Source organism: Bifidobacterium sp. SKU (assembly GCF_026016405.1).
In the GTDB taxonomy this organism is placed as follows: Bacteria; Actinomycetota; Actinomycetes; order Actinomycetales; family Bifidobacteriaceae; genus Bifidobacterium; species Bifidobacterium bifidum.
On sequence record NZ_CP092890.1, the window covers coordinates 367,904 to 380,196 of the forward strand.

The window sequence follows — 12,293 nt, forward strand, 5'->3', positions numbered from 1 at the left end:
GAAGATGAGTTTCTCATGAAGTTCAAGAAGCTTTTCGCGGGTGTCGCAGCTGCGGCCACCCTTCTCGCTGGCATGGCGTTCGGCACCGGTGCCGCCAACGCGGCCGAGACGACAGTGGACACTGCTGCAACAGTCACGTTCAAAGCGTCCAAAGAAAAGCAGCTGACCAGCGCCCAGCTGAGCGCATACAAGATCGCGGACTACGTGAACTATGGCACTGCCAAAACCCCGGTGTATGGTGTGAAGACCGCTGCGGGCGCCAATCGCACGAAGCTGGCTGCGGCTCTGACCACCGCCGGCTTCCAGAACGTGCCGATCGATGGCACCACTGATTTGATGGCTTGGGCTATGAATCAAAAAACGACCACGGATACGGATGGTACCGTCACGCAGGTTCAGTTCGATCAGTCCGAGACCCGTCCGTGGAATAATCCGTCCGTGACGCGTAAGTTCGCGGATGCGCTGCAGGTCGGCAACCCGTTCACCGCCACCGCGGATCCGTTCGTGCTGAACAAGGCGACTGGCAACGACACGGATGGTTGGACCGCCACGAACAAGACCGCGCTGACTGCTGGCGTGTATCTGTTCCTGGACGGCAACGCATCGACCGATACCCTGACTCAGGCCGTCCCGATGATCGTGAGCACCGGCTCCGTTGATGCTGAGGGCGTTCTGTCGCTTGGTGATAGCACCGCAGAAGTGGACATGAAGAGCACGGTGAGCGGCACCCAGACGAAGTCCACCACCAGCAAGAGCGCGTCCGTGGGCGAAACCGTGCCGTTTGAACTGGGCTACACGATTCCGAATCCGGTCCCGACCGACTTCACCCTGCAGTTCAAAGATGTGCCAAGCAAGGGCCTGACCGTCAACTTCGCCAGCCTGACCGTTAAGGCTGGCGATAAGGTGCTGACTGACACCGATTACACGGTGGAAAACAACCTGACTGACAACAAGGGCGACGGCACCAATACTTTCGTGGTGAAGATCACCGACCCGGCCAAGTACGCCGGCAAGCAGATCACCATCACCTACAACGCCACCGTCAATGACGAGGCCGAGACAGTCGAGGGCCAGGATTACCACGCGGTGACCAACAAGCTTGTCGGCAATGATGGCACCCCCATCCCCGGCACTGAAACCCTCACCAAGATCTTCGGCTTCAAGTTCACGAAGGTCAACGCCCAGGGTGAGGCCGTCGAGGGCGCGAAGTTCACGCTGAGTGTCGCAAAAGACCAGAACGGCGTGCTGCCGAACAGCGATAAGTACCCGCTCGAAGTCACGTCCGGTGCCAACGGCGTCGTCAAGTTCGACGGCCTGAAGGCCGGCAGCTACACCGTGACCGAGACCGCGGTCGCCGACGGGTACCAGGACTTCAAGGCCTCGTTCACCGTGGCCATCGATGAAAACGGCAAAGTCACCTTCGCCGGCACCGACTCCTGGGGTCTCGCGCCCAAGGGCAGCGCCGACGACTACAAGGTGACCAACGTCAAGTCCGTCTTCGAACTGCCGAAGACCGGTGCTGCGGGCATCGCGCTGTTCGTGGTGATCGCCGCGCTGCTCGGCGGCGCTGCCGCCACCGTGTACGCCAAGTCTCGCCGCACCAGCCGTGCGCTGCGCTGACTGACACGATAACAGGCCAAGCCGCCGCATGACATGCATCCCGCACGAGCATGGTGGCGGTTTCGGCTTGCTGTAACCGTTCGCCCCCGGCAACACCCCTGCCGGGGGCAACACAGTACATACACGAATTCGTTTCACGGCGACTGCAGTGACGGCCGGCACAACAACAGGAGGATGCGCATGGCATCGAGGAGACACGGATCGAAACGGCCGGCCACCTCATCCGGCAACGATCCAGCCGTCAAATCCTCCCATGCGCCCGCACGGTCAACGATGACCCGCAGCCTGCCGGACAATGATGAGCGATCCTCGAATAATTCCCGCAGATCCTACCGAAACAGCCGTCACAAACCCGCCGTGCAGCCGCAGCTCCCGTACTCGATGCTGAGCTTCAATCAGGCGACCGACATCTCCGACCTTGTCGCGCAACGCAAACGACTGCGCATACAGCTCATCATCATGCGCATCGTCACGCTGATACTGGTCATAGCCGCTGTCGCCGTCGCCGGATATCCCCTAGCGCTCCAATACCAGAGCTCGCTCAAACTCGCCCAAACCTCACGCAACAGCGCACAGCAGGTCGCCGGCTGGCCATACCCGCAAGCCGAAGACGCCCTCGCCGCCGCCCGCGCATACAACGCAAAACTCGCCAGATCCGGTCAACCCGTGCTGGGCGAGGCCATCGACCCGTTCAGCGCCGCACAAGGCGGGTCGAGAGCCAAAGGCGAGGATTCCGCCGCCTCCAAAGACAAGGAATACCAGTCCCTGCTCGACTCGGGCGACGAAGTGATGGGAACCATCAAGATCCCGAAAATCTCCGTCAACCTGCCGATCTACCACGGCACGTCACAGACCGCGCTGGCCTCCGGTGCCGGTCACCTGTACGGCTCCTCGCTGCCGGTCGGCGGGGACAGCACGCACTCCGTCATCACCGGGCACCGCGGTCTCGTCAACGCGATGATGTTCACGCGGCTCGACGAGATGAAAACCGGCGACTTCTTCTACATCGAAGTGATGGGGGAGACGCTCGGCTACGAGGTCGACCGCATCACCGTCATCAACCCGGACGACACGTCGCAACTCAAGATCGTGCCCGGCGAGGACCGAGTGACGCTGATGACGTGCACGCCGTACGGCGTCAACACGCAGCGCCTGCTGATATTCGGGCATCGCGAGCCGATCCCGATGCCGGCGCCGGACCCGTCCGACCTGCATGACACGCGCACCATCGTGACGATGGTGGTGGTGTGCGGGCTGCTCGGCGGATGGCTGCTGCTCGGCGTGATCGGGCGGATTCGCCGGCTGCCGTTCAAGCCGATGCGGCACGCGTCGTCGTGGCCGCGGCGCATGCGTGGGTGAGGTGCGCTGGGTTCACGGGGGCAACGGGGGTGTCGGCGGCGTCGCCGGTGAGGTCCTCGAAGGCGGACTTGCAAGGTTTTCGAGGGATCTCGCCGTGCGAATCGAACTTGCCGTGAGATGAACATGAACTTCCGGTCAATACCGTGCATGTCACGGAAAGTGGGTGTACGCTGAGGATTGGCCGATCAGGTGCATACAGCGTTGCATGTGGCCGGTTGCGGTAACAATGATTTGACCCGGTCAACGGGGCTCTCTGCAAAAGGGGGACATATGAGCAACACGTATCCAGATGGAGCGCCGCAGACTCCGTATGTTGATCCGAACAATGCTTCGGGCGCGGAAGGCGCGCCCGAACCGCAGCCAACGCAGGCTTTCCCGCCGGTGCCGGTCGTTCCTCTGCCCGGGCAGGGAGCGGGCGCGCCGACGGGAGCCCCAGCCGCCCCGTACGGGCAGGGCGGGGCCCCTTATGGTGGTGCGCCGACTGCCGCGTACGGCGAGTCGCTCGCCGGGCCGCAGGGCGGCGCCGAGCCGTATGGATACCAGGCGGCGCCGTATGGGCAGGAGCCGGGAGCGTACGGACAGTCGGGCGCTGGCTCCGCATACAACCAGGGTGGGGCTCCTTATGGTCAGCAGCCTGAACCCGGTCCAAACCCCTTCAGCCAGCCCGATGGCGGAACTCCGTATGGTGGCGAGGCGCCTACCGCCGCGTATGGTGAGCCGCTTGCAGGGCCGCAGGGCGGCAACGGCAATGCGCCTGCCGCGCCCTATGGTCAGCAGCCCGAGCCGGAGTATGGTGCCGGCGCGCCTACCGCTGCGTACGGTGAGCCGCTTGCCGGCGATGCTCCGGGAGGGTACGGTCAGCCGGCCGCACCGTACGGCGGAGAGCAGCCGACCGCCGCGTACGGACAGCCATACGGCGCCAACCAGTACGGTGGTCCGCAATACGGGAACCAGCCGCCAGCAATCGCGCCGCAAGGCTACGGCAATCCGTACCAGCAGGAACCGCCGAAGAAGAAGAGCCGCGGCCCGCTCATCGCCGGCATCACCGCCGGTGTCGTTGCCGTCATCGCCATCATCGTCGTAGTCGTGCTGTTCGCCATTGGTGTCATCGGCGGCAAGAAGGACAGCAGCGCCGACGCGAAACCCAACACGTCCACCAGCCAGACACAGGGCGACAGCAACTCCAATGGCGGCAGCTCCAGCAACGGCAACTCCGCCGGATCCGGCAGCAACGATCTGAACAACCTTGACGACGCGTTGCAGAACGGGGCCGACGACACCAACAACGATCTCAACAACGACAGCTTCAACGGATCCTCCAGCTCCGGCAAGCCGTCACTGGAAGAGTTCGTCAACTCCAGCGAAATCCAGTCGCAGCTCGACAGCATGACCTCGTCGTACCAGGGCATGGGCATCAGCATCAAGGCGTACGCGGAAGGCAACACGCTCGTGTACGACTACACGCTGTCTGACACGTACAGCAGCATGGGCGACATGATGACGTCGAGCCTTGACGGGATGGACAGCACGTTCAAGTCGGTGGCGCAGACGCTCAACGAAACCTGCGACACCGGCGGCAACGCCAAGGTGCGCGTGTACCTGCATACCGAAAGCGGCAAGACGCTGTTCGACAAGAGCTACACGGAGTAAGCGGGTCCAGCTCGCGAGAATCCGACAAGGCGGGACGGCCATGATTGGCCGCCCCGCCTTTCGTATGCGCGTTCTTCGTAAGGATTGCACTCGCATTGGTTTACACTGGTGGGTATGAGAATCGCACGTTTTTCACTCAACGACAAGCCGCGCTATGCCTTCGTCCAGCAGGACCCGGCCGACGGCAAGGACTACCTGATCGAACTGGACGGATACCCGTTCGGAGCCGCGCCCGTCAAGCCCACAGGGGAGCGGTACGCGCTCGACGCCGATGGGCTGAGGCTGCTCGCGCCGGTGATTCCCTCCAAGGTGTACGGTCTCGCCAAGAACTACGAGGCGCACGCGCAGTTCATGCACGAGAGCGGGCACTCCGAGATTGCTCACGCGCCGGAAGACATGGTGATCTTCTCGAAGCCTTCCACGTCGGTGATCGGGCCGGACGATCCGATCGTCATCCCGTCGTATTCGAACGATATGAACTTCGAGCCCGAAGTGGCGGTGATTATGGGGCGTATCGCCAAGAACGTGCCGGTCGAGAAGGCCATGGACTACGTGCTGGGCTTCACGTGCGTCAACGACGTGACGCTGCGTGACCTGCAGGGGCTGGATCCGATGTGGACGCGGGCGAAGGGCTTCGACACGTCCTGCCCTCTCGGCCCGTGGATTCAGACCGAGCTGGACTGGAAGGACGCGAAGATCTCCTTCACGCTCAACGGCGAGGACGTGCCGATGGCAAGCGGCACCACTGCGAACCTGATTCACGGCATCCCCGAGCAGATCGCCGCGATTTCCTCGTTCTCGACCCTGCTGCCCGGTGACGTCATCATGACCGGCACCCCGAATGCCTCCGGTCACCTTGATCCCGGCGACGAGCCCATCGTCCACGTAGCCGGCATCGGTTCCCTCCGCAACGTGGTCGTGCGCGGCTAGGCGACAGCACAGTGTGCTGTCGCAGCGCATGAGCCGAGCGACAGCGAGGCCGGATTGGGTCGGTCGCAGGTCGTCCGAAATTGCGGGACCGTGCGCGGCATTGCCCGTCGCCTCGACCGGGACGTTGATGATTGGCTCGGGGAATCCATACCGTTTGAGCAGCAGACGCAAGTGGGTCTCGGCCGGGGAGTCGGTGTTCTCGCGAATCTGGGTGAGTGCCCTGATGCATTGTTTTTGCCCCTGGAACGAGTCGCATGAGTGGATGAATTTTCTGAGTTCGGCCAGAGTGGTCCGTCTGCGTGCGGGGTCGCGGCATACCAGCGAGTCGCCGAATTCTATGAGGTCTTCGAGGGACAGCTCTTCGGCCGTTTGGGCGAACAGCGCCTCGGGGGAGGTGCATAGGAGCCCATGCACCTCGATGGTTGCGCCCGAGGCGTCCGTATTGGGCCATACGCGGAGAATGATGTCTTTCGCGCGCGTCCGCCGCGTGGTTTTGAACGTGACAGTCGCTGCGGGGCGGTTCTTCGTTGATCTCAAACATGACCGCTCTCAAAACTCGCAGATACGAGAACTGTTTTGGCGGAAAATGGCGGTTTCGGGTTTCGCATCTGCGAGTTTTGAGAGCGTGTCGTACGGATTCGAGTTATCCACATTGCGTTTTGGCGCTTCAAAATCAGTGCAAAACTTGAGTCGCGTGCGCTCAACTTTCGGGAATAGAATGGGTGCCGAATCGGTTGTGCGTATCAGACACAGACGGAAAGCGCTGTGCGGGGCGGTTCGGATGTCGTGGGCCGCGGCCGCCAAAGCGCATGAGACATACGGAGGTTGATATGGAACAGAAGTTCACCACCATGGCCCAGGAAGTCATCGGTGATGCGATTCAGAGCGCGTCTGCCGCGGGCAACGCGCAGGTCGAGACACTGCACGTGATGGATGCGCTGCTGCGTCAGGAAAACGGCGTGATTCAGGGACTGATTCAGGCGGCGGGCGGCAACCCGCAGGCGATTGGCGCCGAGGTGCGCAATGCTCTGGTCAAGATGCCGGCGGCGAGCGGGTCCACCACATCGCAGCCGCAGGCGAGCCGCCAGCTGACGGCGGCGCTGGCACAGGCCGAGAAGGAGATGCAGCAGATGGGCGACGAGTACGTCTCCACCGAGCACCTGCTCATCGGCATCGCCGCATCCGCGCCGAACCAGAGCGCGGACATCCTCAAGGCGAACGGCGTGACGGCCGCGGCGCTGCGCAAGGCCGTCCCCGGCGTGCGCGGCGGCGCCAAGGTCACCAGCCCGGACGCTGAGGGCAGCTACAAGGCGTTGGAGAAGTACTCCACCGATCTGACCGCCCGCGCCAAGGAGGGTAAGCTCGACCCGGTGATCGGGCGTGATCAGGAGATCCGCCGTGTGATCCAGATCCTGAGCCGCCGCACCAAGAACAACCCGGTGCTGATCGGCGAGCCCGGCGTCGGCAAGACCGCCGTCGTGGAGGGCCTCGCCCAGCGTATCGTGGCCGGCGATGTGCCGACCACGCTGCAGAACAAGAAGCTCATCAGCCTCGATTTGGGGTCGATGGTTGCCGGCTCGAAGTACCGTGGCGAGTTCGAGGAGCGCCTCAAGAGCGTGCTCAACGAAATCAAGAACGCCGACGGCCAGATCATCACGTTCATCGACGAGATTCATACGATCGTCGGCGCTGGCGCGGCCGAAGGCTCGATGGATGCCGGCAACATGCTCAAGCCCATGCTGGCGCGCGGCGAGCTTCGCCTGATCGGTGCGACCACGCTGGACGAGTACCGTGAGAACATCGAGAAGGACCCGGCGCTTGAGCGTCGTTTCCAGCAGGTGTTCGTGGGCGAGCCGAGCGTGGAGGACACGATCGCGATTCTGCGTGGCCTGAAGCAGCGTTACGAGGCGCACCACAAGGTGACGATCGGCGACGACGCGCTGGTCGCCGCCGCGACGCTCTCGAACCGCTATATTTCCGGCCGTCAGCTGCCCGACAAGGCCATCGATCTGGTCGATGAGGCGGCCGCGCACCTGCGCATGGAGCTCGACTCCTCCCCGGAGGAGATCGACGAGCTGCAGCGCAAGGTCACGCGCTACGAGATGGAGGAGATGCAGCTCAAGAAGGCCGAGGATCCGGCCAGCAAGGAGCGCTTGGAGAAGCTGCAGAATGAGCTCGCGAACACTCGCGAGAAGCTGAGCGGCCTCAAGGCCCGCTGGGATGCGGAGAAGGCCGGCCACAACAAGGTCGGCGACCTGCGCGCCCAGCTGGACGCCAAGCGCGTCGAGGCTGACAAGTTCACCCGTGAGGGCAACCTGGCCGAGGCGTCGAAAATCCTGTACGGCGAGATTCCGGCGATTCAGAAGCAGCTGGACGCGGCCGAGAAGGCCGATGCGGAAGACGGCGCGACGGGCGAGACCAAGCCCGAGCCGATGGTGCCCGACCATGTGGACGCCGATTCGGTGGCCGGCATCGTCTCCGAGTGGACCGGCATCCCCGTCGGTCGCCTGATGCAGGGCGAGAACGAGAAGCTGCTGAGCATGGAGGACTACCTCGGCAAGCGCGTGATCGGCCAGAAGGAAGCGATCGCGGCGGTGAGCGACGCGGTGCGTCGTTCGCGCGCCGGCATCAGCGACCCGAACCGTCCGACCGGCTCGTTCCTGTTCCTCGGCCCCACCGGCGTGGGCAAGACCGAGCTCGCCAAGGCGCTCGCCGACTTCCTGTTCGACGACGAGAAGGCCATGGTCCGCATCGATATGTCGGAGTACATGGAGAAGGCGTCTGTGAGCCGTCTGATCGGCGCCGCGCCCGGCTACATCGGCTATGAGGAAGGCGGCCAGCTGACCGAGGCCGTGCGTCGTCGTCCGTACTCGGTGGTGCTGTTCGACGAAGTCGAGAAAGCTAACCCCGAAGTCTTCGACGTGCTGCTGCAGGTGCTGGACGACGGGCGTCTGACCGACGGCCAAGGCCGGACTGTGGACTTCAAGAACACGATCCTGATCATGACCTCGAACCTCGGCTCGCAGTTCCTGGTGAACCAGGACATGGACGCGGACGCCAAGAAGAAGGCCGTGATGGACGCGGTGCACATGAACTTCAAGCCGGAGTTCCTGAACCGTCTGGACGAGATCGTGATGTTCCATCCGCTGACCCGTGAGGAGCTGGGCGGCATCGTCAACATCCAGGTCGCTCAGGTGGCCTCGCGTCTGACGGATCGCCGCATCAAGCTCGACGTCACCGACGCGGCTCGCGAATGGCTCGCCAACACCGGCTATGACCCGGCGTACGGCGCTCGTCCGCTGCGCCGTCTGGTGCAGACCGAGGTCGGCGACCAGCTGGCGCGCATGCTGCTCGCCGGCAAGGTACACGACGGCGACACCGTGCTCGTCGACCAGACCGGTGGCGAGCATCTGGAACTCGGTACCATGCCCGAGGATCCGGATGCCGGTTCCGATGCCGACGTCACGGTCGAAGACGTCACCGAAGACAAGTGATGGCCGGGTGATGGCCGCATAATGGCCGAGTCGCGATGAGGGGAGGCCGGGCTCAATACCCGGTTTCCCCTCAATGCGTCATAAGTGCGTCACGCTGTGCGGGTCGCGTCACGCGGCGAGCGCTCGCACAGCGTGACGGTTCGTGAGAAGCCTTATTTTTCAACGTTCTTGGAGTATGCGTCACTCTGTGCGCTCGCTCTGCGTGACGTGACCCGCACAGCGTGACGCTGCATAGTGCGTGTGTAGGCGCTGTGGTGCCCGGATTCGCGCGTAAGTCCGAACGCGCCGCGACCCCTATTCGCCGACCGCGGCGCGCTGCTCCACGAACTCGCATCCAGCTATCGCGCGGGCCATGGCGTCGCGCATGGTGGACAGGAACACGCCGTCGCGCGTGAACGCCAGCGCCTGCACCTCGATGCCGTACGGCGAAAAACCGGTGAGCTTGACGAGTGGTTCGCTGCCGGGTTGCGCGAATTCGGCGGTGGCCGTGGCCACCGCGCGCTTCACTGCCTCCGTCACGTGCGCCGGGTCGCTGCCGGCCTTCGCGGTGAACGTCATCGTCACGCATCCTTCATTGGACGGCGTGAGCTTCTCCAGCGACGCGGTGTTGAGCACGGAATTGGGTATGACCATCTCGTTGCCATTGCGCTCGCGCACCACCGTCTGCCGCCACGTGATGTCCTTGACCACGCCGGTCGCCCCCGCGACCGACACCAGATCGCCCGGCTGTATCACCTTGCCGAGCATCAGACCGAAGCCCGAGATCACGTTCGCCACGGTGTCTTTCAGACCCAGCGACACGGCGATGCCGCCGACGCCGAGCGCGGTCATCAGTGTTGTCGGGCTGATGCCGAACACCGGCTGCAGCACGATGGACGCGGCCAGTATCCACACCAGCACGCGCATGATGTTGATGAATATCGACGCGCTCGGCATGTCCGTCCGATCCAGCACCTTGCGCATCACCCGTGCCAGTCCCTTGGTGATCAACAGCGCGGCGACGATCGCCACCAGCAGGAAGATGATTTTCCCGGCGTTCGCCTCGAACCATTGCAGTATCTGATCCATGTCGCCTCCAGGGTCGCGTCCGCGTCGCGCACCCCGCGGCGGCGACTGCTCTGCAAGCCACTTTAGTGGGCGGTTTTGAAATCTCCTGGAATGTCGCCTTTGAAAATGCGGCTCCAGTAGGCCAGCATGTTCTCCTTTGACATCGACAGGTACACTCCCATGGCGAGTACGGCGACATCCTCGTTGAGCAGGTCGTCGACCGAGAGTCTCTTGCTCAGCTCCGGCCACCGCCGCAGCACCGCGAGGATACCGCCGACGGTGAAGTCGAGCATCAGGTCGGTTTTCAGATCCAGGTTGTCGGCGTCGAGCTGGAGGTCGTTGATGATCATCAGACGGCCGAAGTCCTTCAGCGACTCGATGAGCTCGGGCGAGCTATGGCTGCCGGCGAGCAGTGCCAGACGGTCGAGCCGCTGCCGCTGAACTGGGTCGTTCATCACCAGGGAGCATTGGCGCCTCCATTCGATGTCGGGATTGAGGTCGGCGCGTGGCGCCTGCACGGTCGAGTGCTCCACGGCGTGCATGATCGCCGAATCGGCCAGCTCCGGCAGGCTGGCGTAATGGTAGTAGAACGAGTTGCGGTTGACATGCGCCTCGCGTACGACTTCGGTGACGGTGATCTTGCGGTATTCGTGGTCTGCGAGCAGCTCCCAGAACGCGTTTTCGAGGCGTTCGGTCGCGGAGAGTATCTCGGAATCCTTGCGTGGGCGCGGCATGATGGTTCCCTTCCTGCGTGACGTGCGGCTATCGTTTATTGGGCACTATGTCTATATGTGTGATATGGATTATTGTAGGGCGGATCGTGAGGCAGATGATCGGAAAATAGGCGAACTGTCCATTTTTCTCGGTTGGCGAAACAGAGTTCGGGCACGAGACGGCTACCGCGAGGAACGGGACCGGGCCGCGGCCATGAGCAGCCCCATCGCCTCGATCAGATGACGGCGATCCGCCTCCGACAGACCCACGAACGTGTTGATCATCGTGGGAACGGCCTTCAGGCCGGCCGCCATGAGATCGGAAATGCTGTCGGCATGGCTCGACCGCAGCACGGAGAACAGGGCGTCCACCGCGCGCTCGCGGTCCTCGGTGCTCAACGATTCCAGCCAGCCGTTCAACGACCGGTTGAACAGCTGGGAACTCGGCGACACCTGCGGCAGATATTCGAAATCATTGCCCGAGACCTGCCAGGAGAACGTCAGATGCTGCATCACGCCCTTCTGGTCGGAGCGTACAACCCGCATCGGCTCGGGCGTCTCCAGAATCATGCCGACAATCGAGGAGTCCGGTACGATCTTCACGATGAGGGGCATGACGCTCCGATACGGATCGCTGCCGACGATCTGCGACGGGAACCCCGGCCCGTCCAGCGAATACACCGCCGTGACACGCCGCTGCACCGGCTCGGGCGCGTTCATCGCCGCATACACGGCCAGATTGCCGCCCTTGGAATGCCCCAGCAGCACCATCGGGCCGCGCCACAGGCGCGCCACGGCGCACACATACTCACACGCCGCATGCTGTGCGGGCACCGGGTAGCGAAACGCCATGTTGAAATCCTCTTTCCAACCCACGAGCGAGTCGTCCGTGCCGCGGAACGCCACTGCCAGCGTGCCGCCCGGCAGCAGCATGGTCACGGCGGCGAACTGCATCTGCTGTTCCTCGCTGAAATGCTCATCGGATGCGTCCACGCGAACGCAGGCAAAGCGCGGATTGACTCCGATGGCGGCGTACAGCTCCTGCGTCAGGCGCGGGTCGGCGAGGCCGTTATGGCCGCTCTCCACATGAAAATCATCGGGGGTCAGCGCCTCCGACACCGAAGCCAGCGTTGCGTCGCCGAACTCCGGGGCGGCCAAATGGCGAATCGAGCGCACCGGATGGCGCACGTCGATGCTGCTCAGACGTCTGCGGAATGTGCCGGATCGTGCCTCGACATCGGCCAGAGTCCGCACACATGCCGGCATGTCCTGATAGACAAGCGACGCCAGCACCAGCGCGTCGACGGCGTTGAACGGTGCGTCGACGCCGAACGGGCGGGTCTCGGAACGTGCATAATCGATGATGTTGGGCGTCGTGCGGCGGCGGGGCTATGCTTGTCGTCCGGAGCCGCTAAGGGCCGGGCGGGTGACCGGTTACCCGTCAATATACCCGGTTCCCAACCCGCGCGAACCCAACAAC

The 12,293-nt window shown here is 63.4% G+C and carries 8 protein-coding genes; 5 read left to right on the top strand and 3 right to left on the bottom strand.

Annotated elements, in window-relative coordinates; translation table 11 throughout:
- The first annotated feature begins 15 nt into the window (after window positions 1-15).
- From MMB49_RS01625 to clpB, 5 genes are all read left to right on the top strand, one after another.
- Window positions 16-1,620 (top strand): SpaA isopeptide-forming pilin-related protein, encoded by a 1,605-nt coding sequence (locus MMB49_RS01625; RefSeq protein WP_047271494.1) that lies wholly within the window; start codon window positions 16-18, stop codon window positions 1,618-1,620.
- Window positions 1,621-1,800: 180 nt separating this feature from the next.
- The gene (locus tag MMB49_RS01630) at window positions 1,801-2,979 is read left to right on the top strand and encodes a class C sortase (RefSeq protein WP_003817759.1); all 1,179 of its coding nucleotides are present in this window, start codon (window positions 1,801-1,803) and stop codon (window positions 2,977-2,979) included.
- 270 nt (window positions 2,980-3,249) lie between these two features.
- Window positions 3,250-4,629, top strand: coding sequence for a DUF4854 domain-containing protein (locus MMB49_RS01635; protein WP_047271496.1), 1,380 nt, complete (start codon window positions 3,250-3,252; stop codon window positions 4,627-4,629).
- A gap of 114 nt (window positions 4,630-4,743) precedes the next feature.
- Entirely contained in the window at window positions 4,744-5,559 is an 816-nt protein-coding gene (locus MMB49_RS01640) for a fumarylacetoacetate hydrolase family protein (protein WP_003817755.1), read from the top strand.
- Between the two features lie 830 nt (window positions 5,560-6,389).
- On the top strand, window positions 6,390-9,053 hold the full coding sequence (gene clpB, locus MMB49_RS01645; RefSeq protein ID WP_047271498.1) for an ATP-dependent chaperone ClpB: 2,664 nt from the start codon (window positions 6,390-6,392) through the stop codon (window positions 9,051-9,053).
- A gap of 294 nt (window positions 9,054-9,347) precedes the next feature.
- Here clpB and MMB49_RS01650 read toward each other — a convergent pair whose 3' ends face one another.
- From MMB49_RS01650 to MMB49_RS01660, 3 genes are all read right to left on the bottom strand, one after another.
- Window positions 9,348-10,121: a mechanosensitive ion channel family protein gene (locus tag MMB49_RS01650; RefSeq protein ID WP_047271500.1), complete on the bottom strand. Its 774-nt coding sequence runs from the start codon at window positions 10,119-10,121 to the stop codon at window positions 9,348-9,350.
- 62 nt (window positions 10,122-10,183) lie between these two features.
- Window positions 10,184-10,834 (bottom strand): TetR/AcrR family transcriptional regulator, encoded by a 651-nt coding sequence (locus MMB49_RS01655; protein ID WP_014759833.1) that lies wholly within the window; start codon window positions 10,832-10,834, stop codon window positions 10,184-10,186.
- A 162-nt stretch (window positions 10,835-10,996) separates the two neighbouring features.
- Window positions 10,997-12,067 (bottom strand): DUF2974 domain-containing protein, encoded by a 1,071-nt coding sequence (locus tag MMB49_RS01660; RefSeq protein WP_229940917.1) that lies wholly within the window; start codon window positions 12,065-12,067, stop codon window positions 10,997-10,999.
- Between the last annotated feature and the right edge of the window lie 226 nt (window positions 12,068-12,293).

Bases quoted from the DNA above. Each gene is read 5' to 3' on its own strand.
- MMB49_RS01650 (WP_047271500.1), bottom strand. From the start codon at position 10,121: ATGGATCAGATACTGCAATGGTTCGAGGCGAACGCCGGGAAAATCATC.
- MMB49_RS01635 (WP_047271496.1), top strand. From the start codon at position 3,250: ATGAGCAACACGTATCCAGATGGAGCGCCGCAGACTCCGTATGTTGAT.
- MMB49_RS01640 (WP_003817755.1), top strand. From the start codon at position 4,744: ATGAGAATCGCACGTTTTTCACTCAACGACAAGCCGCGCTATGCCTTC.
- MMB49_RS01625 (WP_047271494.1), top strand. From the start codon at position 16: ATGAAGTTCAAGAAGCTTTTCGCGGGTGTCGCAGCTGCGGCCACCCTT.
- clpB (WP_047271498.1), top strand. From the start codon at position 6,390: ATGGAACAGAAGTTCACCACCATGGCCCAGGAAGTCATCGGTGATGCG.
- MMB49_RS01630 (WP_003817759.1), top strand. From the start codon at position 1,801: ATGGCATCGAGGAGACACGGATCGAAACGGCCGGCCACCTCATCCGGC.
- MMB49_RS01655 (WP_014759833.1), bottom strand. From the start codon at position 10,834: ATGCCGCGCCCACGCAAGGATTCCGAGATACTCTCCGCGACCGAACGC.